24 protein-coding genes are annotated in these 25,674 nt (G+C 64.5%); 15 read left to right on the top strand and 9 right to left on the bottom strand.

Translation table 11 applies throughout. The annotated features are described in order from the left end of the window. Nucleotides 1-101: 101 nt before the first annotated feature. The gene (locus BLU37_RS24235; RefSeq protein ID WP_090209720.1) at nucleotides 102-2,189 is read left to right on the top strand and encodes a putative bifunctional diguanylate cyclase/phosphodiesterase; all 2,088 of its coding nucleotides are present in this window, start codon (nucleotides 102-104) and stop codon (nucleotides 2,187-2,189) included. Between the two features lie 31 nt (nucleotides 2,190-2,220). Here BLU37_RS24235 and tal read toward each other — a convergent pair whose 3' ends face one another. The 3 genes from tal to BLU37_RS24220 form a co-directional block, all read right to left on the bottom strand. Next, the gene (tal, locus tag BLU37_RS24230) at nucleotides 2,221-3,141 is read right to left on the bottom strand and encodes a transaldolase (RefSeq protein ID WP_010445400.1); all 921 of its coding nucleotides are present in this window, start codon (nucleotides 3,139-3,141) and stop codon (nucleotides 2,221-2,223) included. A 183-nt stretch (nucleotides 3,142-3,324) separates the two neighbouring features. After that, entirely contained in the window at nucleotides 3,325-3,774 is a 450-nt protein-coding gene (locus tag BLU37_RS24225; RefSeq protein WP_090209718.1) for a hypothetical protein, read from the bottom strand. 259 nt (nucleotides 3,775-4,033) lie between these two features. After that, nucleotides 4,034-4,354 carry a hypothetical protein gene (locus BLU37_RS24220; protein WP_090209716.1) on the bottom strand — a complete coding sequence of 107 codons (321 nt, stop codon included), beginning with the start codon at nucleotides 4,352-4,354 and terminating at the stop codon, nucleotides 4,034-4,036. Nucleotides 4,355-4,560: 206 nt separating this feature from the next. Here BLU37_RS24220 and BLU37_RS24215 point away from each other — a divergent pair, with 206 nt between their 5' ends. Genes BLU37_RS24215 through BLU37_RS24205 form a run of 3 tightly spaced genes read left to right on the top strand, consistent with a single transcriptional unit; the run spans nucleotide 4,561 to nucleotide 6,765 of the window. Then, the gene (locus tag BLU37_RS24215; RefSeq protein WP_232000529.1) at nucleotides 4,561-5,235 is read left to right on the top strand and encodes an STN domain-containing protein; all 675 of its coding nucleotides are present in this window, start codon (nucleotides 4,561-4,563) and stop codon (nucleotides 5,233-5,235) included. After that, nucleotides 5,232-5,777 carry a sigma-70 family RNA polymerase sigma factor gene (locus BLU37_RS24210; protein WP_090209712.1) on the top strand — a complete coding sequence of 182 codons (546 nt, stop codon included), beginning with the start codon at nucleotides 5,232-5,234 and terminating at the stop codon, nucleotides 5,775-5,777. Before BLU37_RS24215 ends, BLU37_RS24210 begins: the two co-directional genes overlap by 4 nt. 37 nt (nucleotides 5,778-5,814) lie before the next feature. Next, nucleotides 5,815-6,765 carry a FecR family protein gene (locus tag BLU37_RS24205; protein WP_090209710.1) on the top strand — a complete coding sequence of 317 codons (951 nt, stop codon included), beginning with the start codon at nucleotides 5,815-5,817 and terminating at the stop codon, nucleotides 6,763-6,765. Nucleotides 6,766-6,777: 12 nt separating this feature from the next. On the opposite strand, the gene BLU37_RS24200 is transcribed toward BLU37_RS24205, so the two are convergent. Together BLU37_RS24200 and gspH are read right to left on the bottom strand one after the other, a co-directional pair. After that, nucleotides 6,778-7,386, bottom strand: a complete 609-nt coding sequence (locus tag BLU37_RS24200; RefSeq protein WP_090209708.1) for a prepilin-type N-terminal cleavage/methylation domain-containing protein — start codon at nucleotides 7,384-7,386, stop codon at nucleotides 6,778-6,780. After that, nucleotides 7,383-7,838: a type II secretion system minor pseudopilin GspH gene (gspH, locus tag BLU37_RS24195; RefSeq protein WP_090209706.1), complete on the bottom strand. Its 456-nt coding sequence runs from the start codon at nucleotides 7,836-7,838 to the stop codon at nucleotides 7,383-7,385. Before gspH ends, BLU37_RS24200 begins: the two co-directional genes overlap by 4 nt. Before the next feature lie 163 nt (nucleotides 7,839-8,001). Here gspH and BLU37_RS24190 point away from each other — a divergent pair, with 163 nt between their 5' ends. Beyond that, on the top strand, nucleotides 8,002-8,433 hold the full coding sequence (locus BLU37_RS24190; protein WP_090209704.1) for a general secretion pathway protein GspC: 432 nt from the start codon (nucleotides 8,002-8,004) through the stop codon (nucleotides 8,431-8,433). Here BLU37_RS24190 and gspI read toward each other — a convergent pair. Then, complete coding sequence (gene gspI / locus BLU37_RS24185; RefSeq protein ID WP_090209702.1) at nucleotides 8,393-8,806, bottom strand: type II secretion system minor pseudopilin GspI; 414 nt, start codon at nucleotides 8,804-8,806, stop codon at nucleotides 8,393-8,395. The two genes, BLU37_RS24190 and gspI, sit on opposite strands and share 41 nt — an antisense overlap. Before the next feature lie 148 nt (nucleotides 8,807-8,954). Here gspI and gspG point away from each other — a divergent pair, with 148 nt between their 5' ends. The 7 genes from gspG to gspF are packed head-to-tail and all read left to right on the top strand — an operon-like array spanning nucleotide 8,955 to nucleotide 17,083. Continuing rightward, nucleotides 8,955-9,404 carry a type II secretion system major pseudopilin GspG gene (gene gspG / locus BLU37_RS24180; RefSeq protein ID WP_090209701.1) on the top strand — a complete coding sequence of 150 codons (450 nt, stop codon included), beginning with the start codon at nucleotides 8,955-8,957 and terminating at the stop codon, nucleotides 9,402-9,404. Nucleotides 9,405-9,412: 8 nt separating this feature from the next. Beyond that, nucleotides 9,413-10,387, top strand: a complete 975-nt coding sequence (gene gspK, locus BLU37_RS24175; RefSeq protein WP_090209700.1) for a type II secretion system minor pseudopilin GspK — start codon at nucleotides 9,413-9,415, stop codon at nucleotides 10,385-10,387. Then, nucleotides 10,384-11,544 carry a type II secretion system protein GspL gene (gene gspL / locus BLU37_RS24170; RefSeq protein WP_090209698.1) on the top strand — a complete coding sequence of 387 codons (1,161 nt, stop codon included), beginning with the start codon at nucleotides 10,384-10,386 and terminating at the stop codon, nucleotides 11,542-11,544. The genes gspK and gspL overlap by 4 nt, the downstream gene beginning before the upstream one ends. Continuing rightward, the gene (gene gspM / locus BLU37_RS24165; protein ID WP_090209696.1) at nucleotides 11,537-12,079 is read left to right on the top strand and encodes a type II secretion system protein GspM; all 543 of its coding nucleotides are present in this window, start codon (nucleotides 11,537-11,539) and stop codon (nucleotides 12,077-12,079) included. Before gspL ends, gspM begins: the two co-directional genes overlap by 8 nt. Next, nucleotides 12,076-14,469: a type II secretion system secretin GspD gene (gene gspD / locus BLU37_RS24160; protein WP_090209695.1), complete on the top strand. Its 2,394-nt coding sequence runs from the start codon at nucleotides 12,076-12,078 to the stop codon at nucleotides 14,467-14,469. The genes gspM and gspD overlap by 4 nt, the downstream gene beginning before the upstream one ends. After that, on the top strand, nucleotides 14,466-15,872 hold the full coding sequence (gspE, locus tag BLU37_RS24155) for a type II secretion system ATPase GspE (protein WP_090209692.1): 1,407 nt from the start codon (nucleotides 14,466-14,468) through the stop codon (nucleotides 15,870-15,872). Before gspD ends, gspE begins: the two co-directional genes overlap by 4 nt. Then, nucleotides 15,872-17,083 (top strand): type II secretion system inner membrane protein GspF, encoded by a 1,212-nt coding sequence (gene gspF, locus BLU37_RS24150; RefSeq protein WP_090209690.1) that lies wholly within the window; start codon nucleotides 15,872-15,874, stop codon nucleotides 17,081-17,083. Before gspE ends, gspF begins: the two co-directional genes overlap by 1 nt. 72 nt (nucleotides 17,084-17,155) lie before the next feature. Here gspF and BLU37_RS24145 read toward each other — a convergent pair whose 3' ends face one another. Together BLU37_RS24145 and BLU37_RS24140 are read right to left on the bottom strand one after the other, a co-directional pair. Continuing rightward, a complete protein-coding gene (locus BLU37_RS24145; protein ID WP_090209688.1) occupies nucleotides 17,156-20,248 on the bottom strand; it encodes an efflux RND transporter permease subunit in 3,093 nt (1,030 codons plus the stop codon). Between the two features lie 2 nt (nucleotides 20,249-20,250). Further along, the gene (locus tag BLU37_RS24140) at nucleotides 20,251-21,408 is read right to left on the bottom strand and encodes an efflux RND transporter periplasmic adaptor subunit (protein ID WP_090209687.1); all 1,158 of its coding nucleotides are present in this window, start codon (nucleotides 21,406-21,408) and stop codon (nucleotides 20,251-20,253) included. A gap of 154 nt (nucleotides 21,409-21,562) precedes the next feature. Between BLU37_RS24140 and BLU37_RS24135 the strand changes: the two genes are divergently transcribed. After that, nucleotides 21,563-22,264 (top strand): response regulator transcription factor, encoded by a 702-nt coding sequence (locus BLU37_RS24135; protein ID WP_010451618.1) that lies wholly within the window; start codon nucleotides 21,563-21,565, stop codon nucleotides 22,262-22,264. A 4-nt stretch (nucleotides 22,265-22,268) separates the two neighbouring features. Continuing rightward, complete coding sequence (locus tag BLU37_RS24130; protein ID WP_010451620.1) at nucleotides 22,269-23,567, top strand: ATP-binding protein; 1,299 nt, start codon at nucleotides 22,269-22,271, stop codon at nucleotides 23,565-23,567. A gap of 142 nt (nucleotides 23,568-23,709) precedes the next feature. Here the strand turns inward: BLU37_RS24130 and BLU37_RS24125 are convergent, their stop codons facing one another. Then, on the bottom strand, nucleotides 23,710-24,567 hold the full coding sequence (locus tag BLU37_RS24125) for a LysR substrate-binding domain-containing protein (RefSeq protein WP_090209685.1): 858 nt from the start codon (nucleotides 24,565-24,567) through the stop codon (nucleotides 23,710-23,712). Nucleotides 24,568-24,811: 244 nt separating this feature from the next. Between BLU37_RS24125 and BLU37_RS24120 the strand changes: the two genes are divergently transcribed. Further along, nucleotides 24,812-25,645, top strand: coding sequence for a transporter substrate-binding domain-containing protein (locus BLU37_RS24120; protein ID WP_090209683.1), 834 nt, complete (start codon nucleotides 24,812-24,814; stop codon nucleotides 25,643-25,645). The last annotated feature ends 29 nt before the right edge of the window (nucleotides 25,646-25,674 follow it).

Below are 25,674 nucleotides of genomic sequence, written 5' to 3'. Positions count from 1 at the left end.
CCATTGGCCAATTTTTCCCGTGCGTTCGCTGATGGAGCGGGTAGAATCGGCGCCTTCTGGTAGGCTGGGAGTAGTTCCGGCGTGGGTTTCAGGGTATTTCGATGCTTATTGGCAGTTACTCGTCGTCGCTGGTCTTCATCTCTCTGTGTGTGGCGATCCTCGCGTCCTATACCGCCCTCGACCTCGCTGGACGGATCGCCACGGCCAGGGGGCGGGCGGTCTACCTGTGGATCGGCGGAGGTGCCCTGGCCATGGGCGTGGGCATCTGGTCGATGCACTTCGTCGGCATGCTCGCGTTCCGCCTGCCAATCGAACTGGGCTACGACGGGCTGATCACGGCCTTGTCACTGCTGATTGCCATCCTGTCCAGTGGTTTCGCCCTGTGGCTGGTCAGCCAACCCAGCCTGCCGCTGACGCAACTGGCGTTCGGTGCGCTGATCATGGGCGCCGGCATCAGCGCCATGCACTACACCGGCATGGCGGCATTGAGGATGCAGCCCGGTATCGACTACGACCCGACCCTGTTCTCGGCTTCGCTGCTGATCGCCGTCAGTGCCTCGGCGGCAGCGCTGTGGATTGCCTTTCACCTGCGCCACAACACGCCGCATATCCGCCTGGCCCGCAGTGGTGCGGCGGTGATCATGGGGGGGGCGATCGTTGGCATGCACTACACCGGCATGGCCGCGGCGAACTTCGCCGAGGGCAGTTTCTGTGGCGCGGCGGCCAGCGGTCTGGCGGTCAAGGGCCTGGACAACCTGGTACTGGTGACCAGCCTGGCAGTACTGTCGATCGCCTTGCTGACGTCGGTGCTCGATGCGCGGCTGGAAGAACGTACCGCCGATCTGGCCGACTCGCTGACCCTGGCCAATCGGGAGCTGACCCAGCTGGCGTTGCACGACAACCTCACCGGTCTGCCGAACCGGATGTTGCTGGCTGACCGTATCGACCAGGCGATACACAAGGTGAGTGCCGAGGGTGGCTGCTTTGCACTGATGTTCATAGATCTGGACGGTTTCAAACCGGTCAACGATGCGTTCGGCCACCATGTGGGCGACCAGTTGCTGCGTGCCGTTGCCCATCGCCTGCGTGATGAACTGCGTTCTCAGGACACCCTGGCCCGGATCGGCGGTGACGAGTTCGTTCTGCTGACGCAGTTGGCCGAGCCGGATGATGCGCTGCAGGTGGCCTCGCATCAGGTCAGCCTGATGGCCCAGTCGTTCCAGGTGGCCGAGCAGGATCTGCAGATCTCCGCCAGCATCGGCATCGTGTTGTATCCCGGCAGTGGCCGGACCGCTGAAGAACTGTTGATGAACGCCGATGCGGCGATGTACTACGCCAAGAGCGCGGGCAAGAACGGCCACTGTTTCTTCGATGCTTCCATGAATGGCGATGCGCGCAGGAAACTCAAGCTGCAGCAGGATCTGCGCCAGGCGCTGGAGAGTGGCGAACAGTTCCATCTGCATTACCAGCCCAAGTTCGATGCCCTGAGCGGCCAGCCGATTGGCGCCGAGGCTCTGGTGCGTTGGCAGCATCCCGAACAGGGGCTGATGATGCCGGACACCTTCATCAACCTGGCGGAGAAGAGCGGGCTGATCATCCCGCTCGGTGAGTGGGTGCTGAACGAAGCCTGCCGGCAGATGCGCGAATGGTGTGATCATGGCTACCAGCACTGGCGTATCGCCGTGAACCTGTCGGCCCAGCAGTTCTGCCATTTCGGCCTGGTGGACAGCGTCGCCAGTGCTTTGGCCCGGCATGATTTGCCGGCCAACAACCTGACATTGGAAATCACCGAGAGCACTACCATGAGCGATGCCGATGCGAGCATGACGGTATTGCGCCGGCTCTCGGAAATGGGCGTGGATTTGTCCATCGATGACTTCGGTACCGGCTATTCGAGCCTGATGTACCTCAAGCGGCTGCCGGCCAAGGAGTTGAAGATCGACCGGGGGTTTGTCCGTGACCTGGAGCACGACTCCGATGATGCCGCGATTGTCTCGGCAATTGTCGCGTTAGGTCAGGCATTGGGGCTGCGGATCGTTGCCGAGGGGGTCGAGACCGAAAAGCAGCGTGACTTCCTCACCCACCTGGGCTGCGACTCGTTGCAAGGTTATCTGCTGGGACGGCCGATGCCGGCCGATCGGTTCATGGCGGATATCCGCGAGGCAGAGGCGCAACAGGCAATCTGCTGAAAAGGGGGCAAAGCTGCCCCCTCGGCAGGATTTAGCGGGTCAGCAGGGCTTCCAGTTTTTCCTGGTCGCGGGCGAACTGACGGATGCCCTCGGCCAGTTTCTCGGTGGCCATAGCGTCTTCGTTGGAAGCCCAGCGGAACTGTGCTTCGTTCAGGCTCTGGCGTGCTTCACCGGCGGTGCCCGGGGTCAGTTGGCGCACCAGGCTGCCCTGGTCCTGGGAGAGTTTTTCCAGCAGGTCGGGGCTGATGGTCAGGCGGTCGCAGCCTGCCAGGTGCTCGATCTGGTTGAGGTTACGGAAGCTGGCGCCCATGACCACGGTCTTGTAGTCATTGGACTTGTAGTAGTTGTAGATGCGGGTTACCGATTGCACGCCCGGATCGTCGGCACCGGTGTATTCGTTGCCGGTGGACTTCTTGTACCAGTCGTAGATACGGCCCACGAACGGCGAGATCAGGAACACCCCGGCGTCGGCACAGGCCACGGCCTGAGCGAAGGAGAACAGCAGGGTCAGGTTGGTCTGGATCCCGGCCTTCTCCAGTTTCTCGGCGGCGCGGATACCTTCCCAGGTGGACGCCAGCTTGATCAGCACGCGATCACGACCGACGCCGGCCTTGTCGTACAGCTCGATCAACTGGTTGGCCTTGGCCAGCAGCGCGGCCTCGTCGAACGACAGGCGTGCATCGACTTCAGTGGAAATCCGCCCCGGAATCGCCTTGAGAATACCGCTGCCGACCGACACCGCGAAGTGGTCGCAGGCCAGGCCGACGTCGCCCTTGGCGTGGGCCACAGCGCTCTTGAGCAGCTCGGCATAGCCTGGCAGGGCGGCGGCCTTGAGCAGCAGCGACGGGTTGGTGGTGGCGTCGACGGGCTTGAGGCGGGTGATGGCCTCAAGGTCGCCGGTGTCCGCGACCACGGTGGTGAACTGCTTGAGTTGTTCCAGCTTCGAAGTCATGAGCGTCTCTATCGGGAAGGGCATGGATCAATGCACTGATTGAGTGCCTGGGGCATAAAAAGTTCTGTCGCAGGAATCACTCAAGGATGCCGCGCCAGCGGGTGTTGTGCAACCCGCAACACGGGCTGATGCATGCCGCAGACATCGGCATCGGTGCGCGGCCGGTGCCGTGTGAACGTACGGTCAGTACTCTCCCCTGAGTTCAAATTTATTGATCGTTACCGAGTAGGCGGTGTTGTCGACTGCATCGGTTTCGAATTTGAAGTTGCCCGCCATGTAAAGTTCTTGTGGGCGATTGATCAGTACGAATTGGCCGCTCTTGGCGTAATAGGTCTTGATTGCATCATCACCTGGCCACTTAATTGCGTAGAGGACGTTTTTTATTTTGTCACTGGGAAGGGGGTAGGTGCCAGATGGCAGGTTTGCTTCAGCCAGGCTGAACTCCACTTTGGAATGTATGGCCGGCTCTGGGCCTTGCATATTCGCGTACACGTGGACTGGACTGCGATAAAGGAATGTGCTTTCAAAATGGAGCGCAAGGCCCTGCCTCATGGGAATGGCAAGACCGACCATTTCTCCGGTTGTTGCATGCAGCTCGCTTTCGCCTGGTTCAAAATCCTTGATGTCTGGCATGTCGGCTCACCCTTTCGTTGAAATAGTGAAGGTGCAGGTTTTCAGTCGTTGCTGAACTGCATGGGCGGACCCCCATGGCGTTGCCACTTGGACCGATAAACCAGTCTCTACCTACTCGGAAAGTGATGGCTACTGTCAGAAATGACAGTTCGAAGGACCTCTGGTCGGGAAACCGGCCGAGCCGCACGAGGGGCTTTTCTGGCTGGAGCCGGTTTCATGGGCTGAGGTCGGGATTGACTATCGGGTATCGGGTATCGGGCTAGGGCGTCGGCCGTTGCGGTTTCACCGAGGTGCCGAAGGTATTGCCCATGCGAATGCTGGTGGTCGCTGGCGTGGCGAGGCCGGCCTGGTTCGGTGCCTTTCTGCTGATATCCGGATTCAGTGCCTGCTGGTTGCGGCGCTTGGTTTCGCTGTTTGGCGGGCCGCTCATCTGTTGGCTCAGACAGTGGTAGTCCGCAGCCTTGTAGCCGTCGACGCTGACTTCGACGCAGCCGGAAGGCTCGCTCTCCTGAGCGGCGTGACCGAGGCCGGGCAGGGTGGCGAAGAGAAGGATACCGGCAAGACGCGAAAGGGCTTTCATGGGGGCCTCCTGGCTGGCCTCGCGATGGGGGGCGGGTGCCCTGCAGTCTAGTGCAAGGCCCGCCCCGCCTGGGTGATGGTTTTTTTGCAGGGCCCGTAACACCAGATTCATAAACAGCCCTCAGGATGACGGTTTTCGTGGATACGTCAGCAGTGCAGGGACTTCGATCCGTGGCCGTGCGTCTGTCGTTTTTTCGCCTTGGGCCGATGCTGGTAGCACTGGCTGTGCTGCTGGCGGGTCAGCCGTGCGCGGGCCTCGCGGCCGAGCCGCTGAAGGTCGACCCGCAGGCCCGCGTCGAGCTGGATATTGCCGCCCAGGACCTGGCGGGTGCGCTGGATGCCTTCAGTCGCCAGACCGGGATGGCGGTGCTGGTCGACCGTGACCTGACCCGCGCCCGCCGCTCCCTGGAGGTGCACGGACGCTACCGGGCTGGCGAAGCCCTGGAGCTGTTGCTCACCGGCAGTGGATTGATGGCGCGGTATGCCCGAGCCGATGCCTTCACCTTGCAGGTGGCCCAGGTCAGCGAACCGTCGGCCCACGGGCTGGCCGGCAAGGGTGGGGCGTTGGCCGGCAGCTACGCGCAGGCGCTCCAGCAGGCGATCGAACAGGCCCTGTGCGCCGTGCCCTTGACCCGTCCCGGCACCTACCGGGCGGTATTGCAGGTGTGGATCGGCGCTGATGGCGGTTTGCAGCACAGCCGTCTGGTCAGTTCGACCGGGGACGTTCAGCGCGATGGGGCGCTGGTCGAGCGTTTGCGCACGGTGCGGGTCGAGCGCTCGGCCCCTTCGTCGCTGCGCCAGCCCGTAACCCTTCTTTTAACGCCGGATTCAGCAGGAGCGAGCATGGATTGCACAGAACGTAAGGGAGCCTCCGGAGCATGAAGAATGTCGGGCACAGTCCGATGGTCCGGTTGTTCCTGACCTCCTACGACGATTTCAAGCTGCGCCTGCGTCGCCGCCTGGGGTCGGAGGAATTGGCCAATGACGTTCTGCATGAAACCTACCTGCGGGTCGACCGCATGGAAACGCCGCTGAACCTGACCCAGCCCAACGCCTACCTGTACCGCATGGCCCTGAACATCGCCGCCGACCGACGCCAGGCCGATGCGCGGTTGCTGACAGGCGAGGAGGTCGAAGAGCTGCTGCAGATCGGTAGCGAGGCCCTTGATCCGGAACGTGTCGTCGGGGGCCAGAAGGAAATCCAGTCGTTGCTCAAAGCGTTGTACGAACTGCCGGCCCGGCGTCGGCGGATCTTCATCGCCGCGCGTCTGGAAGAGGCGCCCCATCTGGAGATCTCCCAGCGTTTCGGGATTTCCACGCGCATGGTCGAGAAGGAACTGAAGGCTGCCCTGGGACACTGTGCGGCGCGTCTGGAAAGAAAAGTGATTCAGCGGTTCGGTCCCGGTGCGGGAAAACCGTCTTAGTAATACATCAGCGAAATCTTCGTGAGTACCTGTACGCTTGAACACGACTTCCATCACCGATTTGCCGGTCGGCCCAGCCGCCCGCTTGCAGAGCGAAGCCCGGGATTGGCTGATTCTCCTGACCTCCGGCCAGGCTACCGTCGCCGATGCGCGGGCCTTGCGCCATTGGTGCGAACAGAGCCCCGAGCACGCCCGGGCCTTTGAACAGGCCAAGCTGTTGTGGCAGTCCCTCAAACCGGCCCTCGAACAACTGCAGCACCCGCCACGCGCCCGGCATTTCGGGCGTCGGGCCTTTCTGGGCGGAGCCATTGCCGCGTCGGCGGCGTTTTTCCTGATTCGCGGCACCGTGCCGGGTGGCTTCTCCGGCCTGGACGCCGACTACCGTACCGATGTCGGTGAACAACGACGGATCGAACTGGGCGAGGGCATCAGCCTGGAACTCAATACCCAGACCCGTATCAACCGTCTGCCGTCGGTCAATGGCGATTCGCGCATCGAACTGGTCACGGGTGAAGTGGAAGTGCTGGCGCGGACCCAGGCACCGGTCCAGGTCCAGGCTGGCGGCGGGTTATTGACTGCCGAACAGGCCCGCTTCAATTTGCGTAACCTTGACCAGAGTGTCTGCGTCACCTGTATCGAAGGGGTGTTGACGGTGGATGTGCTCGGGCGCCATTTCCGTCTGGAAAGTGGTCGCCAACTGGTCTACGACACCCGCCAGGCCAGCGAACCGCAGGCCGTTGACCCGACGGCGGTGATCGCCTGGCGCAACAAGATGCTGGTATTCAACGATGCGACCCTGGCCAGCGTGATCAGCGAGATCAACCGCTATCGTCCGGGCATGCTGGTGCTGCTCAACAGCGAGCTGGGCAAGCGCAAGGTCCAGGCGCGGTTCAGCCTGGATCAGTTGGCGGGCGTGGCACTGCTGATTCGCGATGCCTATGGGGCCAAGTGCACCGAGTTGCCGGGTGGGGTAGTGCTGCTCAGCTAAAAATCCCCAGGTTCACTCCAGTGGCCCCAACACCTGGCGATAGTGTTCCACCCCCTGCGGTGTATTGCGCACCAGATTGATCTCCAGCCCCAGCGGATTATCCTGGCGATCACCGCTCAGTCGCCGCCAGCCCTTGCCCGCTTGCCACACCCGCAAGTCCATCGAGGTGATTTGCTCCAGTACCGCCACGCCGCCCTTCGGTGCCGGCAGCGGAAACTGCGTGCGCGCCGCCGCCACTGCCCGATACAGGGTGCCGCCCTGCAACCACCAGCGTACCCGCTGCAGGCTGCCGTCTTGCTGGGGCGATGTGCGAATCAGGTCCAGCCGAAACCCTTTGCCCTCGGCACTGCGTACACTGATCGCCACCGGTCCAACGGCCGGCCGTTGCTCCTGATCGGCAGGTGCTGGTTCGACCAGCTCGATGCCGCCGCGCAGGGCCACGTCGCGCTCCAGTTGGCCGAGTGCCGCCAGCAACTGGTGGGTCTGCGCGGTGCTGCGCCTGAGGTGTTCGTCGGTGCGGTTGACGCTGTCCAGGCCGCGCCAGGCAATGATGCTGACCACCGCCATCAGCATCAGCGCAATCATCACTTCGATCAGGGTGAAACCGGCCTGGCGTTTCATTGCACGCGAACCTCGCCGGTGCTGTCACGGACCACGCCAATGCTGTGCTGCCCATCGGAGAGCGACAGGTGCAACGGGGGAGCGATCCATTCGGCGTCGAGCAGCAGGGTCTTGCCACGCTCCAATTGCACCTGCATCGGTGTACTTTGCCAACGGGTCGGGCGCAGTTGCGGGTCGTTGTTGAACTGCTCGCTGCCACCCTGGCCGTCGGCTCGACTGAAGCGGTAACCCTGGCTGTCGCTCAACCAGCGGATCGGCCGCCCATCGGCCCGGGCCTCGGCCTGGGCCACCTGGAGGGCCTGGGCCAGGCGCTCGGCATCCTTGCGCAGCTGTTGCAGCGGGTCGGGCTTGATGCTGAGGCTGATGGCTGCACTGGCGATGCCGACGATCACCAGCACCACCATCAGTTCGATCAGGGTAAAACCCGCCTGGGCGGGACGTAGGGCATCCATTCGACAAGACTCCGGGGGACTGGCTCCATGCTGCATGGTGAAGATGATGGGCGTGTGAAATAAAAACGTGAGAATTGCCCGGTAGGCTGGTTGGGCATGTCCTGGCGGACTGCCGCCGATCATTCATCCCTGTTGCGTAGATAGACCCAAAGGAGCCTCAAGCATGCAATGGACCTCGCGCTTTTCCCCGGTACAGATCGTTCAGTCGGCGGCCTTGCTTGCCGCCCTGGCCGGTGTGCTGGTCTGGTCTACTCTGCTGCTGACCCCGGCCATCTCCCAGGTGCCCGAGGGCCAGCCGCCAGTGGCCCTCGGGCGCACTGACAATCCGGCCTTGCAGTGGTTTTCCAACCAACCGGCACGGCTCGACATCAAGGTGTCCGGGGTCATGGCCGCAGGGCATGGCGCGGTGGCGATTCTCAGTCTCAACGATGGCCCGCCGCGCAGCTTTCTGGCCGGTGAACGACTGGGGCAGGGCGTCCGGTTGTTGGCGATCGAGCGCGACGGCATCCTGATCGAGCAGGGCGCGCAGAAGCAGCGCCTGGCGGTGACTCGGCTCAGCGAAGCGCCGTTCCTGCCGTCGCTGACCCGACCTTGAATTCCGGCGCACTCATCAGGGTTTCCAGGCGCGCCAGCGGCGGTGCTTCGTGGCGCCGGTCCAGTACCCGGATCTCGACCCGAAACAGTTGCGAGCTGTTCCCCGGTCCGATCGACTGGTCGCAGCGCAGGGCCAGCCGGCCCTGATCGCACTCGAACGACTTGCGCCCCGTGACCAGCCGACCTTCCAGGCGCAACTCGGCCAGCCGGCTCTGGGCGGCCAGCAGGGCCACGGAACGGTCGCGCAACATGCCGTTGCTCTGGGTCATCAACCCGGCCACTCGCACCGCCGCCGACATCGCCACGGCGATGATCGCCAGCGCCACCAGCACTTCGATCAGGGTGAAACCCGGTTGGCGGGAAGGTCGCTGCATGGGGTGTCTCGAAGCCGGGAACCGAGTCAGGACTCTAGCGCGGCTTTTTGACCGCTTGCTGACCAAAGCACCCGAGGATTTTCCATATCGGTGACATATCTTCTTGCAACAATCCGCCGCGAACCGAATCAAGCCAAGGATTGTCGAGATGGATATCGCGCGCCGCAATTCCCGTTCCAGAGGTCGTCAGACACAGCAGGGATTTACGCTGATCGAGATCATGGTGGTGGTGGTCATCCTCGGGATTCTCGCCGCCATGGTCGTGCCCAAGGTGCTCGACCGTCCCGATCAGGCGCGGGCTACTGCGGCCAGGCAGGACATCGGCGGCCTGATGCAGGCGCTCAAGCTCTACCGTCTCGACCACGGCAGCTACCCGAGCCAGAATCAGGGCCTGAAGATCCTCGTCGAGCGTCCGGCCAACGCCAAGGACAGCAACTGGCGCTCGTACCTGGAACGCTTGCCCAACGATCCTTGGGGCCGCCCTTATCAGTACCTCAATCCGGGCGCCAACGGCGAAGTCGATGTGTTTTCCCTGGGCGCCGACGGCACGCCGGACGGTGACGGGGTCAATGCCGACATCGGCTCCTGGCAGTTGTAGTCGCGGCCATGCAGGCTCATTCGCCGACAGCGGCACAGCAAGGGGGCATGGCGATCATCAGTGCGCTGCTGATCGCCGCCGTGGTCGCGGTGATTGCCGCCGGCATGCTGACCCGCGAAACCGTATTCACCCGCAGCCTGGAAGCCGAGCAGTCGCGCGTCCGGGGTTCCTGGCAACTGCGCGGTGGCCTGGAACTCAGCCGCCAGTTGCTCTGGGAAGCACGCCAGCGCGATCCATTGACCCACCTGGCCCAGGCCTGGGCGCAACCGATCGTGAGTGAGCGCGGCGGCCAGTTCGACGGTCGCCTGGAAGATGAACAGGGCAAGTTCAACCTGCGCAATCTGGTGCGCGACGAGCGTGTCGATGCCGAGCAGATGGAGGGCTTCGCCCGGCTGTGCGAGTTGATCGGGGTCAAGGCGGCGGTCGGCCAGCGCATAGCCCAGCGGGTGATCAGCGCCTACCCGCGGCTGTTGAACCCCGAGCGTCAGTCCACCACAGCCGTGCAGGGCGTGTTCGACAGCGGCCGCCTGACCTCGCCGGGTGCCGCCGACAAGCCGCTGCCAGCCAGCCGGCCGATGCTGCGCAGCCTCGATGATCTGCGTAGCGTTGACGGCGTGGATGAGGACACCCTGGCCCGCCTGGCACCGCATGTGACGATCCTGCCGGCCAATACCTGGGTCAACGGCAATACCGCCACCGCCGAAGTGCTGGCCTCCCAGGTTCCGGGGCTGTCGCCACAGCGCGCCCGGAGCCTGATCAGCGAGCGTGACGCCGGTCGGTGGTTCATCAATCGGGGTGACTTCGTCAACCGTCTGCGCATGCCGCAACTGGCGGTCGCCGATATCAGGATCGGCATCACCAGCGAGTGGTTCCTGCTCATCGGCCAGGCACGCAACGACCGGCGTCAGGTCCACCTGGCCGCGTTGCTGCATCGCAGTGAGTTGCAGATGCCCCGGGTGATCTGGTCGCGGGTGGGCGTATGAGCCGCTTGCGTATCGCCTTGGCGCCGTTGGCGGTGCAGGATCTCGACAGCCCGCTGGCGTTCGCTCGGCTCGACCGCCACGGGCAGCTCGGGGAAACCGGTCGGGCCAGCCTGACGCAACTGGGGCAGGCCAACAAGGGCGTGGCCGTGGAGTGTTACCTGCATCCGCTGGACAGTCTGCTGGCGAGCCTCGAACTGCCGGCGTTGCCGCCGGCGAAGATCCGCTTGGCGGTCGAGTGCGCGGCCCAGGCGCTGATTCTCGGTAGCCGCGAGTCGATGCACATCGCCCACGGTCCACGGGATGCCCAGGGCCGGGTGCCGATTGCCTGGCTGCAACGCGAGGCGCTGGAGCGTCTTGGCGCGTTGCTGCGCCAAGCCGGCCTGGCGCTGCGTGGCCTCTATCCGGCGGTGTACTGCCTGCCAGTGATTGCCAGCGAGCCGGTGGTGGCGGTGCTCGATGAGCATCTATTGATTCGCCAGGGGGCGGACCTGGCCGAGGTGCACCCGGATGTCGACCAGGCGCTGACGCAGTTGCGCAGCCGTGGCGAGGTGCTGCATTGGCTCGGCGAGCCGCCGACGACGAATCCGCTGGTCCAGGTTGTGCCCGCCGACCACCGCTGGACCGGCAAGGCGCCGAGCTGGGGCTTGCAGGACGCCTTGCGCCAGCCTGGCGCCCATGCCGGTCACTGGGGGCGGGCAATGGCCTGCTGTGCACTGGCCGTGGCGGTCTGGACCGTGGGCCTGAACCTCCATGCGGCGCGGCAAGCCGAGCAGGGGCAGCAGCTCAAGACGTGGATGGTACAGCGGGTCAAACAGGCTTTCCCGGCTCTGCCGGTGGTGCTCAACCCGTTGCAGCAGGCTCGTCAGCAACTGGCCCGGCACCAGGCCGGCGGTGTCGGCGACAGCGAGTTTTCCCGACTGGTGCGACAGGCCGGCCTGGCGATGCCGTTCGCGGTCGGCGGGGTGCAAGGCCTGGTGTTCGAAAAGGGTGAACTGCAACTGCGTCTGCTGCCCGAAAACCGCAAGCCAGGCAGCGCTGGCGCCTGGCAGACCGAACTGGCCCAGGCCGGTGTGCTGGCGACTGCGGCCGCCGAGGGCTGGACGCTCAAGGCCCAGATCGAGCCGACCCCATCGGCGCAGGAGGCGGAAAATGAATAACCCCTGGTTGATGCGCTACCGAACCCGCTGGCAAGCCCTGTCGGCTCGGGCGCAGGTGTATTGGCGCAGCCTGGCACCTCGGGAGAAACGTCTGGTCGGCGCCATGGCCCTCGGCGTTTCGGGGTTGCTGATCTGGCTGGTACTGATTCAGCCACCCTTGAAAAAACTCGATTACTGGGCGGTCGAAACACCCAGGCTCAGAAGCCAGGCCCAGACCTTGGAGGGCCTGTTGCAAGGTCTGGCCCGACCGGCCACCGGGGATGTCGCAGCGGGGTTGCGTGCCAGCCTCGAAGCCAGTGGCCTGACCGGGCATTACCAGTTGCAAGGCAGTGGCGACGGCTGGTTGCTGACCGTCGAGGACGCTCCGGCCGACGCACTGGTGGACTGGCTGCTGGGCAATCCCCGTTCATTCACCCTGGAAGTGCTCGAGGCCCACCTGCAGCGCGCGGGCGTGGCCGAACCCGATGGCTCGGCGGGCAGACTGTCCGGAACCGTTCGCATGGATCAGGCGCTTGGCGCTAAGGAAGCTTCATGAAGTGGTCAGGTTCTTTGTATGGCTTGCGTTGCCGCCAGGCCGCCGCACCGTGGTTGCTGCTGGCATTGACCGCGTGCAGCAGCGGTAATGCGCCCCAGGCGCCTGCGCTGGTGGAAAGCGAGCTGGGGCGTCCGCTGGGGTCGACCATCAAGAGCGGCGACGTCCTGGCGGATCGGCAACGGGCCCAGGCCCAGGTCGAGCAGCAGCGGCGCGTGGTGCGCCCGGTGAGTGGCCCGGTGCGCACTGGTGCGGCGTCGGGCAGGAATGCCGCACCGAGTCAGCCGCTGGGCGATCAGCCGGTGCAGTTGAACTTCGTCGATGCCGATATCCAGGCGGTGGTTCGCGCCTTGTCGCGTTCCACCGGTCGACAGTTTCTGGTCGATCCTCGGGTCAAGGGCAACCTGACCCTGGTCTCCGAAGGCGAAGTGCCGGCCTATCGGGCCTACGACATGCTGCTGGCGGCGCTGCGCATGCAGGGCTTCAGCGTGGTCGATGTCGACGGGGTCGCCCAGGTGGTGCCGGAAGCCGATGCCAAGCTGCTTGGTGGGCCGGTCTACAGTACAGACAAACCGGCGGACAACGGCATGCTGACGCGGACCTTTCGCCTGCAATACGAAAACGCGGTCAACCTGATTCCGGTGCTGCGGCCGATCGTTTCGCCGAACAACCCGATCAATGCCTATCCGGGCAACAACACGGTGGTCATCACCGACTACGCGCAGAACCTGCAACGGGTGGCCAGCCTGATCGCCAGCATCGACACGCCGAGTGCCATCGATACCGATGTGGTGAGCATCCAGAACGGTATCGCCAGCGATATCGCGAGCATGGTTTCGGAGCTGCTGGAGAATCAGGGCAGCGACCCGACGCAGAAAATCAGCGTACTGGGCGATCCGCGTTCCAACTCGGTGATCATTCGCGCCAGCAGTCCGGAGCGTACGCAACTGGCCCGGGAACTGATCTACAAGCTGGATAACGCCCAGAGCAATCCGAGCAACCTGCACGTGGTCTACCTGCGCAACGCCCAGGCCAGCAAACTGGCCCAGGCCCTGCGCGGCCTGCTCACCGGCGAAAGTGACAGCAGCGAAGGGCAGGGTGATCCGACCCGGGCGATGCTCAGTGGTGGCGGCACCAACAGCAGCCAGAACAATCAGAACGGCAGCCAGACCAGCGGCACCCCCCAGACTGGCAACAGCACCAGTGGCAGCAATTCGCTCTACAGCCAGACCGCCCGCAACGGTGCCGGCCAGGCCGCCGGTACGGGGCAGGGCGGTGAACAGAACCTGGCGTTTTCCGCTGGCGGGGTGACTATCCAGGCCGACGCCACCACCAACACCCTGCTGATCTCCGCACCGGAGCCGCTGTACCGCAGCCTGCGCGAAGTCATCGACCAACTCGACCAACGCCGTGCACAGGTGGTGATCGAGAGCCTGATCGTCGAGGTCAGCGAGGACGAGGCCAACGAGTTCGGCGTGCAGTGGCAGAGCGGCAACCTCGGCGGCAGCGGGGTGTTCGCCGGCACCAACCTGGGCGGTACCGGCATTGTCACCACCGCCAAAAACAGCATCGATGCCTTGCCCCAGGGCCTGAACATCGGTGTGGTGCGCGGAGCGGTGACTATTCCCGGGGTGGGCCAGGTGATGGACCTCAAGGTGTTGGCCCGGGCGTTGAAGAGCAAGGGCGGCTCCAACGTGTTGTCGACGCCGAACCTGCTGACTCTGGACAACGAAGTGGCGAGCATCTTTGTCGGCCAGACCATTCCCTTCGTCAGCGGCAGCTACGTGACCAACGGCAGCAGTTCGAGCAGCAACCCGTTCCAGACCATCCAGCGCGAGGAGGTCGGGCTCAAGCTCAACGTTCGGCCGCAGATTTCCGAAGGCGGTACGGTGAAGCTGGACGTGTACCAGGAAGTCAGCAGCGTCGACGATCGCGCCACCGCGACGGCGGCCGGTACGGTGACCAAGAAACGCGCGATCGACACCAGCATCCTGCTCGACGACGGGCAGATCATGGTCATGGGCGGCCTGCTGCAGGACGGCTACAGCCAGAGCAACGACGGTGTGCCGTTCCTGTCGAGCATTCCCGGAATCGGTGCGCTGTTCCGCCATGAGCGACGCGACAGCAACAAGACCAACCTGATGGTGTTCCTGCGGCCCTACATCATCCGAGATGGGGCGGCGGGTCGGGCGATCACCTTGAACCGCTACGACTTCATCCGACGCGCCCAGGGCAGCCTGACGCCGGAGCGCAACTGGGCCTTGCCGGACATGCAGGCACCGCAACTGCCGGCTGCCAGCGAAGCGATTCCCGGTTCACGGCCGGTGCCGCAGACCCCAAGAGCGCCGATTCGCGCAGTGCCGGTGTCGCTGAATGAGCCGCAGCGGCCATGAGTGCGCTGCCCTACGCCTGGGCCAAGGCGCAACGGGTGGTACTGGCCGATGGCGTGCTCACCGCCTGCCCCTCGACCCCCGGCTGGGCCATCAGCGAGGTACGCCGTCAGTTCGGCCCGGCACGCCTTGAGCGGGTGCGCGACGAAGAGCTGGACAGCCTGCTCACCAGCGCCTATGCCGATACCGGCAGCGCCGCCGCGGTGGTCGGCGCGGCGGAAAACGAGGTGGATCTCGACCGTCTGATGCAGGACATGCCGGAAGTCACCGACCTGCTCGATACCCAGGACGGCGCCCCGGTGATCCGCATGATCAACGCCTTGCTGACCCAGGCCGCGCGCGATGAGGCCAGCGATATCCATATCGAGCCGTTCGAGACCCATTCGGTGGTGCGCTACCGCGTCGATGGCACCCTGCGCGACGTGGTTTCACCGCGCAAGGCGCTGCATGGCGCACTGGTCTCACGGATCAAGATCATGGCGCAACTGGACATCGCCGAGAAACGCCTGCCCCAGGACGGCCGTATCGCCCTGCGGGTGGCTGGTCGGCCGATCGATATCCGCGTCTCCACCGTGCCCACCGGCCACGGCGAACGGGTGGTGATGCGCCTGCTGGACAAACAGGCCGGGCGCCTGCAACTGGAAACCCTGGGCATGGACTCCGACGTGCTGGCCCGGCTCGATCACCTGATCCGCCAGCCCCACGGCATCGTGCTGGTCACCGGGCCCACCGGCAGCGGCAAGACCACCAGCCTCTACGCCGCCCTGGCGCGGCTCGACGCCAGCACCAGCAACATCCTCACCGTCGAGGACCCGGTGGAATACGATCTGCCGGGAATCAGCCAGATCCAGGTCAACACCAAGATCGACATGAGTTTCGCCCTGGCCCTGCGGGCGATCCTGCGCCAGGACCCGGACATCATCATGATCGGCGAGATCCGTGACCTGGAAACCGCGCAGATCGCCGTACAGGCCTCGCTGACCGGCCACCTGGTGCTGGCGACCCTGCACACCAACGACGCTGTGTCGGCGGTCAACCGCCTGGTCGACATGGGCGTGGAACCGTTCCTGCTGGCCTCGTCGATGCTCGGCGTACTGGCCCAGCGGCTGGTCCGGCGGCTGTGCACACACTGTCGCCAACCTGATCCGGCGACGCCGGGCACCTGGCGCCCGGTCGGTTGCAGTGCCTGCAACCACACCGGCTACAGTGGTCGCACCGGCATTCACGAACTGTTCTGCATCGACGACGATATTCGCACGCTGATCCACCAGGGCGCCGGCGAACAGGCCCTGCGCCAGGCGGCACGGGCGGCCGGCATGCTGAGCATGCGCGAAGACGGTGAACGCTGGGTGCGCAGCGGAGCCACGGCACCGGAAGAGATCCTGCGGGTGACGAGGGACGCCTGATGGATCGCTATCGCTTCGAAGCCGCCGATGCCAGCGGCAAGATCGAGTCCGGCCACCTGGAGGCCGACAGCCAGGGTGCGGCGTTCGCCCTGTTGCGTGGGCGCGGTCTGACGGCGCTATCGGTGCAACCGGAAAACAACGCCGCCCACGATACTGGCGGCGGGCTGTTCAGCGCCCGGATGTCGGACAACGACCTGGCCTGGGCCACACGGCAATTGGCGAGCCTGCTCGGTGCCAGCCTGCCGCTGGAGGCGGCGCTGAGTGCGACGGTCGAACAGGCCGAGCGCAAGCACATCGCCCAGGCTCTGAGTGCGGTGCGCGCCGACGTCCGTAGCGGCATGCGACTGGCCGAGGCGCTGGCCAGGCGACCACGGGATTTTCCCGAGATCTACCGGGCGTTGATCGCTGCGGGCGAGGAGTCGGGCGACCTGGCCCAGGTCATGGAGCGGCTGGCCGACTACATCGAGGAGCGCAACAACCTGCGGGGCAAGATTCTGACCGCGTTCATCTACCCCGGCGTCGTCGGGCTGGTCTCGATCGGCATCGTGATTTTCCTGCTCAGCTACGTGGTGCCGCAGGTGGTCAGCGCGTTTTCCCAGGCGCGCCAGGACCTGCCGGGGCTGACCCTGGTGATGCTCAATGCCAGTGATTTCATTCGCACCTGGGGCGGGTTATGTGCTGCGGTCATGGCAGGGGCTTTCTGGGGTTGGCGGCTGTACCTGCGCAAGCCCGCGGCACGGCTCTGTTGGCACAGTCGGATACTGCGTCTGCCGATGGTCGGGCGCTTCGTACTGGGGCTGAACACCGCGCGGTTCGCCTCGACCCTGGCGATCCTCGGCAGTGCCGGTGTGCCGTTGTTGCGGGCGCTGGAGGCAGCGCGCCAGACGCTGTCCAATGACCGCTTGAGCCTGAGCGTCAGTGAGGCCACGGCACGTGTGAGGGAAGGGGTTAACCTGGCGGCGGCGCTGAAGGTGGAGAAGGTATTTCCGCCGTTGCTGATTCACCTGATTGCCAGCGGTGAGAAAACCGGCGCCTTGCCGCCGATGCTGGAGCGGGCGGCGCAGACCTTGTCGCTGGATATCGAGCGGCGGGCGATGGGCATGACGGCGTTGCTGGAGCCGTTGATGATCGTGGTGATGGGCGCGGTGGTGCTGGTGATCGTGATGGCGGTGTTGTTGCCGATCATCGAGATCAACCAGCTCGTTCAGTAGTTGAATCTTGTGTTGTCTGGACGGGCCCCTTCGCGGCGGTGCGGCGAAGGGGCCCTCAAGCCCAGCGAAGGATCACCGGGCCTTGCGCCGCACCCGCTTCATCACCACCACGAAAAACACCGGTACGAACACCACCGCCAACGTCGCGCTGATCATCCCGCCGATCACCCCGGTACCGATCGCCTGCTGGCTCGCCGAGCTGGCCCCGGTGGCGATCGCCAACGGCACCACGCCGAGAATGAACGCCAGCGAAGTCATGATGATCGGCCGCAACCGCAACCGTGCGGCCTGCACCGTGGCCTCCAGCAGATCATGCCCTTCGTCGTAAAGGCTCTTGGCGAACTCGATGATCAGGATCGCGTTCTTCGCCGAAAGACCGATGATGGTGATCAGCCCGACCTTGAAGAACACATCATTGGGCATCCCGCGCAGGGTCACGGCGAGTACCGCACCGAGCACCCCCAGCGGTACCACCAGCAGTACCGAAGTCGGGATCGACCAGCTCTCGTACAACGCCGCCAGGCACAGGAACACCACCAGCAGCGACAACCCGAGCAGCAGCGGTGCCTGGGAGCCGGACAGGCGTTCCTGCAACGATAGCCCGGTCCATTCCAGCCCCAGGCCCTGCGGCAGCTGTGTGACCAGCCGCTCCATCTCCTCCATGGCCTGGCCGGTGCTGTAGCCGGGGGCCGACTCGCCGGAGATGGCAATCGCCGGGTAGCCGTTGTAGCGGGTCAACTGCGTCGGGCCCTGGGTCCAGCGGGCCTGGACGAAGGCCGACAGTGGCACCATCTTGCCGTTGCTGTTGCGCACGTGGATCCTCAGCAGGTCTTCGACCTGGGCACGCTGGTCGCCTTCGGCCTGGATCACCACCCGCTGCATGCGGCCCTGGTTCGGGAAGTCGTTGACATAGGCCGAGCCGACGGCGGTGGAGAGAATGTTGCCGATGTCGGCGAACGACACGCCCAGGGCGTTGGCCTGCTTGCGGTCGACCTCCAGTTGCACCTGGGGGGCTTCGGCCAGGGCGCTTTCGCGGACGTTGGCCAGCACCTTGCTCTTCTGCGCCGCTGCCAGCAGTTCGGTACGCGCCTGCATCAGCGCCTGATGGCCGACGCCACCACGGTCCTGCAGGCGGAACTCGAAGCCGCTGGACGTGCCGAGGCCATCCACCGGCGGCGGCAGAATGGCGTAGGCCACTGCATCCTTGAGTTCGCTGAAGGCGATGTTCGCCCGCTCGGCAATCGCCGCCGCCGAGTCATCGGCGCTGCGCTGCGACCAGTCCTTGAGGGTGGTGAAGGCCAGGGCGGCGTTCTGGCCGCTGCCGGAGAAACTGAAGCCGAGGATCATGGTGGTGTCGCCGACGCCGGCCTCGGTGGTGTTGTGGGCTTCGATCTGCTCGACCACCTTGACTGTGCGGTTCTTGCTCGCGCCGGGTGGCAACTGGATGTCGGTGATGGTGTAGCCCTGGTCCTCCACCGGTAGGAACGAAGCCGGCAGCCGACTGAACAGCAGCCCGAGCAGTGCCACCAGCAGGCCGAACAGCAGCATGTAACGGCCGCTGCGCTTGAGGGCACTGACCACCCAGTTCTGGTAGCCCTCGCTCATTTGCTCGAAACGCCGGTTGAACCAGCCGAAGAACCCACCCTTGGCATGGTGCTCGCCCTGGGCGATCGGTTTGAGCAGGGTGGCGCACAGCGCCGGGGTCAGGGTCAGGGCGAGGAATGCCGAGAACAGGATCGACGTCGCCATGGACAACGAGAACTGCTGGTAGATCACCCCCACTGAGCCTGGCATGAAGGCCATTGGAATGAACACCGCGACCAGCACCAGGGTGATGCCGATGATCGCGCCGCTGATCTGGCCCATGGCTTTGCGGGTCGCTTCCTTGGGCGGCAGACCCTCGTTGACCATGATCCGCTCGACGTTTTCCACCACCACGATGGCGTCGTCCACCAGGATACCGATGGCCAGGACCATGCCGAACATGGTCAGCACGTTGATCGAGAAGCCCAGGGCCAGCATGCTGGCAAAGGTCCCCATCAGGGCTACCGGCACCACCAGCGCCGGGATCAGCGTGTAACGGATGTTCTGCAGGAACAGGAACATCACCGCGAATACCAGCAGCATCGCCTCAAGCAGGGTGTAGACCACCTTGGTGATCGACACCTTGACGAACGGTGAAGTGTCGTAGGGGATCTTGTATTCCACGCCGGCGGGGAAGTAGCGCGCCAGTTCGTCCATCTTCGCCCGCACCAGGGTCGCGGTCTTCAGGGCGTTGGCGCCGGGCGACAGTTGTACGCTGAAGGCGGTCGACGGCTTGCCGTTCAGGCGTGTCGAGAACTGATACTCCTGGCTGCCGACCTCGACCCGGGCGACATCGCCGATACGCACGCTGGAACCGTCCGGGTTGGCCCGCAGGACGATATCGGCGAACTCTTGAGGCGTCGACAGTTGGCCCTTGACCAGCACCGCCGAGGTGATTTCCTGAGTCGAGGGGCCTGGCAGGTCGCCGATGCTGCCGGCCGCGACCTGGACGTTCTGCGCGGCAACCGCAGCGCTGACATCGGCTGCGGTGAGGTTGAAACCCACCAGCTTCTGCGGATCGATCCAGATGCGCAGGGCCCGTTCGGCACCATACAACTGGGCCTTGCCGACCCCGTCGAGACGCTTGATTTCGTTCATCACGTTGCGCGCAAGGTAGTCGCTGAGCGCGGTGTCGTCGTACTTGCCGTCATGGGAGGTGAGGGTTGCCAGCAGCAGGAAACCGGAGGAAACCTTTTCCACCTGCAGACCCTGCTGGGTCACTGCGGCGGGCAGGCGTGACTGGACCGCCTTGAGACGGTTCTGTACATCGACCTGGGCCATTTCCGGGTTGGTCCCGGGCTGGAAGGTCGCGGTGATGGTAGCGGTCCCCAGGCTGCTCTGGGACTCGAAATACAGCAGGTGGTCGGCGCCGTTGAGCTCCTGCTCGATCAGGCTGACCACGCTTTCGTTCAGGGTCTGGGCCGAGGCTCCGGGGTAGGTCGCGAGAATTTCCACCTTCGGCGGTGCGACATCGGGGTATTGCGCCACGGGTAACTGCGGGAGGGCAAGCATACCGGCCAGCAGGATGAACAGGGCGACCACCCAGGCGAAGATCGGCCGGTCGATAAAGAAGTGCGGCATGCTCACTGTCCTTTGGACTGGGCGAGGGGAAGGGGGCTGTCATCGATCTGCACCGGTTCGCCGGGGCGCGCGTGCTGCAGACCCTCGACAATGATCCGGTCACCGGGCTTGAGCCCGGCGTTGACGATCCAGCGATCGTTCTGCGCGGCACCGAGGCTCACCGGCTGCAGGCTGACCCGCAGTTGTGCATCCACCAGTAACACCTGTGGCACGCCGGCGCTGTCACGCTGGATTGCCCGCTGCGCAACGCTGATGCCTTGCTGGTTGAACGCCTGCTCGACGCGGACCCGCACGAAGCTGCCCGGCAGCAGGTCGAGGTCCGGGTTGGGGAACTCGCTGCGCAGGATCACCTGGCCGGTGCTCGGGTCGACGCTGATGTCGGTGAACAGCAACTTGCCCGGCAGCGGGTAGGCGCTGCCGTCGTCCTGGATCAGCGTGGCCTTGGCCTGGTTCTGCCCGACCTGCTGTAACTGGCCGGCCCGGAAGGCGCGGCGCAGGTCGTTCAACTCGCGGGTGGATTGGGTCAGGTCGGCGTGGATCGGGTTCAATTGCTGGATCAGCGCCAGAGCGGTGGTTTCGTTCTGGCCGACCAGCGCGCCCTCGGTGACCAAGGCCCGGCCGATCCGCCCGGAAATCGGCGCGGTGACGGTGGCGTAGCCCAGGTTCAGTTTGGCCCGCTTTACTGCCGCCTGGTTGGCGGCGACGTCGGCGGCGCTCTGGCGAGCGGCGGCCTGGGCGTTGTCGTAGTCCTGGCGGCTGATGGCGTTGCTCTCCACCAATTCGCGGTAGCGCTGGTGCTGCAGTCGGGTCTGGAAGGCGTTGGCCTCGGCCTTCTGCTGGGCGGCCATGGCGCTGTCGAGGTCGGCCTTGAACGGCGCCGGATCGATCAGGAACAGCACGTCGCCCTGCTTGACGTCGCTGCCTTCCTGGAACAGGCGCTTGAGCACCACCCCCGCGACCCGGGCACGGACTTCGGCGCTCCGCGGTGCAGCGATGCGCCCGCTCAGTTCGCTGCTGATCGACAGAGGTTGGGTCTGGATGGTCTCGACCCGAACCTTGGGCGCAGGCATGGCCTCGGGTTCGCCGACGGACTGGCCGCAAGCGGTCAGGGCCAGCGTCAGGGCCGACAGACAGAGTGGGGCAAACAGCTTCTTCAACATAATCGAGTCCCAATGATGACTCGGGCATGCTAAAGGCGGTCGTCAAGGGCTGCTGTTAAGTAATGTAGGCCGTTGGTGAAAAAGTGTGAAGCGAATGCTCGTGTGTGCGTGAGGGCGTATATCCTTCACCCTTTCCTTTATCTCGTAGTTATTTATGCCGACGATTCTCCTGGTCGAAGACGACACCGCACTGGCCGAACTGATCTCCAGCTACCTGGAACGCAACGGCTATCAGGTCAATGTCCTGGCCCGTGGTGACCAGGTGCGCGAGCGTGCCCGGCAGGCCCCGCCGGATCTGGTGATTCTCGACCTGATGCTGCCGGGACTGGATGGCCTGCAAGTGTGCCGCCTGTTGCGCGCCGACTCGGCGTGCCTGCCGATCCTGATGCTCACCGCCCGTGACGACAGCCATGACCAGGTGCTGGGCCTGGAAATGGGCGCCGACGACTACGTCACCAAACCATGCGAGCCACGGGTACTGCTGGCGCGGGTGCGGACGCTGTTGCGGCGCAGCAGCCTCGGCGAGCAGCAGGGGGCCAGCGACCAGATTCTCATGGGCAACCTGTGCATCGACCTGTCCGAACGCACCGTGACCTGGCGCGACCAGCCGGTGGAATTGTCCAGCGGTGAGTACAACCTGCTGGTAGTCCTGGCCCGGCATGCCGGCGAGGTGCTCAGTCGCGACCAGATTCTGCAGCGTCTGCGCGGTATCGAATTCAACGGTACCGACCGCTCGGTGGACGTGGCGATTTCCAAGCTGCGGCGCAAGTTCGACGACCACGCCGGCGAGGCGCGCAAGATCAAGACGGTCTGGGGCAAGGGCTACCTCTTCAGCCGTTCCGAGTGGGAATATTGAGTCGATGCTGAAGATCCTGATCCGGCTGTACCTGATGACCATCGTCACCTTTGGCGCAGCGATCTATCTGGTACCCGACTTTGTGGTCGGGGTGTTTCACGAACGTTTCCTGGACTACAACATCGACCTGTCGCGGGGCATGCAGAGCCTGCTGGTCAAGCAGTTCAAGTCGGTGCCGAATGAGGATTGGCCAGCGCTGGCGATCGAATTGGACAAGAGTTTCGCGCCTTTGCGGGTGGCCTTGATCCGTATCGATGACATGAGCTTCAGCGAGCCGGAGCAGAAGCGCCTGCGCCATGGCGAGAATGCCATCCGGATCGGTGACTGGGGCGCGCCGGACCTGGTGGCGTCGCCGCTGGATGGGCAACTGGCGGTGCAGGTGCTGGTCCCGCCCGATCCGCTGGACGTGAAGCTGCTGTACTGGAGCATGAATGTATTGGTCGGGGCGGCGTTGCTGGGCTGCCTGCTGTTCTGGCTGCGCCCGCACTGGCGTGACCTGGAGCGTCTCAAACAGACCGCCAGACGGATCGGTGGCGGTCTGTTGAGCGAGCGCACGCATATTTCGCCGCGCTCGAATATCGGCGAACTGGCCCAGGTGTTCGACACCATGGCCAGCGATATCGAAGGCCTGCTCAACCAGCAGCGCGACCTGCTCAATGCTGTCTCCCACGAACTGCGCACACCCCTGACCCGACTGGACTTCGGCCTGGCCCTGGCCCTGGCCGAGGACTTGCCGGCGGCGTCGCGCGAGCGTCTGCAAGGTCTGGTCGGGCATATCCGCGAGCTGGACGAACTGGTGCTGGAATTGTTGTCCTATAGCCGTCTGCAGAGTCCGGGACACCTCTCGGAGCGCGTGCTGGTGCCGCTGCACGAGTTCGTCGACAGTATTCTGGGCAGTTTCGATGAGGAGCTGGAAACCCCGGATATCGTGCTCGATGTGCTGATGCAAGGAGTGCAGGAGCACTTTGCGCTCGACCCGCGACTGACTGCGCGGGCGATCCAGAACCTGCTGCGCAATGCCATGCGCTACTGCGAACGGCGGATTCAGGTGGGCATTTGCGCCACTGCCGAGGGCTGTGAGTTGTGGGTGGATGACGATGGCATCGGCATTCCCGAGCAGGAGCGCGAGCGCGTCTTCGAACCGTTCTACCGCCTGGATCGCAGCCGGGATCGTGCTACGGGCGGCTTCGGCCTGGGGTTGGCGATCAGCCGGCGGGCGGCCGAGGCCCAGGGGGGGACATTGACGGTCGAGCAGTCGCCACTGGGTGGGGCGCGGTTCCGGTTCTGGTTGCCGGCGGCCTGAACGTGGTCTCGGAGCCGTGGTAGCGGGCTTTGTGGTAGCGGGCTTGCCGGCGAAGCTTTTGGCGGTTTTGAGGGCCTATTCGCGGGCAAGCCCGTTCCCACGGATCAGCATTTCCTACCGAAGTCTGTAGTGTTGCGGGCAGTCAGAGGCCCTGGCTGGCGCGAATCAGGTCATACGCCCGGCGCACCAGCGGGTTGACCGTGTTCGGTCGGATCCACAGGTGGTAGGTCACGTCCGGCAGCCGTGGCAACCCATCGTTTTCCCCCAGCACCCGCATATCCGGCCCCAGCAGTTCCATGCTGCGTGGCGTTACCCCCAGTCCCGCGCGGATCGCCGCCTTGATGCCGATCAGGTTCGAGGCCAGGTACGCCTGGCGCCAGGCAATCCCGGCGCGCTCCAGTGCCTCGATGGCATAGCGCCGATAGATGCTCGGCTCTTCCACCAGGATCAACGGCAGCGGTTCGCTGGGTACGTGGATGTACTGCGCCGAACAGATCCACCACACCGGCGAGGTGCGCAGGGCAAAACCCTGCAGTCGCGAGTCTTCGCGGGTGGAAATCACCATGTCGATCTTGCCCCGGTGCAGGTCGTCCATCAGGTACGGGCTGCGGCCCACGTCGATCTCCAGGCGCAGCCGCGGCGCCGAGCGGGCGATGTGGCTGAGGATCGGCGGCAGGATGGTGTCGGCGATGTCATGGGGCGAGCCGATCCGCAGCACCCCACTGAGGTGACTTTCCTGCAACGAATTCAGCACCTCATCGTTGAGCGACAGCATCTGCCGGGCATGACGCAGCAGTTGCCGGCCCGGCTCGGTGAGCTGCTTCTGCCGGCCCTGTTTGCGGAACAGGCTGACGCCCACCTGGTGCTCCAGGCGCTGCATCTGTTGGGTCACCGATGATTGGGTGCGGGCCAGGTGCTGGCCGGCTTCGGCAAAACTGTGGTGGTCGACCACCGCGACGAAGGTGCGCAGCAGTTCCAGATCGAGCAGAGAGGAGGGCATGGCGACTCGAATTCATATCAAGGGCGATCTTCAATAGATTACGGATTGTTATGTATATGGCCAGCGAAAAATGCCGAAGCATTTGAATCGGCCATAAAACAGGGGTTATTCCATTTTTTTAGAAAAGTAATAACCGAAAAGTTATAACAATATTAGATATTTGAATTTCCGTTCCAGGGGCGCGCTCCCTAGCATGCGGGGCAAATGAGGTCGGGACACGCCGACTGCCACCGAGGAGACATCCATGCCGTTCACGCGCACCCCGCTTCAACGCTTTCTGCCCACCGTGCTCGGTGCCCTGCTGGCCGTTGGCGCGAGCGTTGCCGCCCAGGCCGATGCGACCCTCGACAAGATCCAGCAGCGGCACAAGCTGGTGGTCGGCGTGGTGCTGTCCGGTGGGCCGTTTGGCTCGATCGACCCGGCGACCCAGGATCCCAAGGGCCTCAACGTCGACCTGGCAAATGCGCTCGGCAAGGACCTCGGCGTGGCGGTGGAGCTGGTGCCGGTACTGCCGGCCAACCGCGTGCAGTTCCTGCAACAGGGCAAGGTCGACCTGCTGATCGCCAACATGGAATGGACCCAGGAGCGTGATGCGATCCTCGGGCACGTACCGACACCGTTCTACAGGATCGGCGGTGCCGCGGCGTTGCCCAGGGACAGCAAGATCACCCGCTGGGAAGACCTCAAGGGCCAACCGGTGTGCACCTCCCAGGGCAGCAGCTACGTCAAGCCGCTGAGTGACTTTGGCGCGGACATCAAGGCCTTCAAGAGTTCTTCGGAGTCGCTGCTGGCCCTGCGCGGCAACAACTGCGTGGCCGCGGTGCACGACGCGACGCTGATCAACCCGCTGGTGGCTGGCAACCCGGAGTGGAAGGACTACCGTGTGCTGACCCCGGAGTTGAACCCGGCGCCGTCGGTGATCTGGACCCGCACCGGCGAGACCGACACCCAGAAACGCCTGGACAGCGTGGTGCAGGGGCTGCACCGCAGCGGCTGGCTGATCGAGGCCGAGACGCGCAACCACATCGCCCCGGCATCGCCGGCGTTGGTGGAGTTGCATGAGCAGTTCAAGGACTGATGTTTCGCCGCTGAATGTTTTGTCGGTCT

This window comes from Pseudomonas asplenii (assembly GCF_900105475.1).
Classification (GTDB): domain Bacteria; phylum Pseudomonadota; class Gammaproteobacteria; order Pseudomonadales; family Pseudomonadaceae; genus Aquipseudomonas; species Aquipseudomonas asplenii.
Note: the sequence above shows the minus strand (reverse complement) of the source record. Positions and strands in the feature narration are given on the sequence as shown.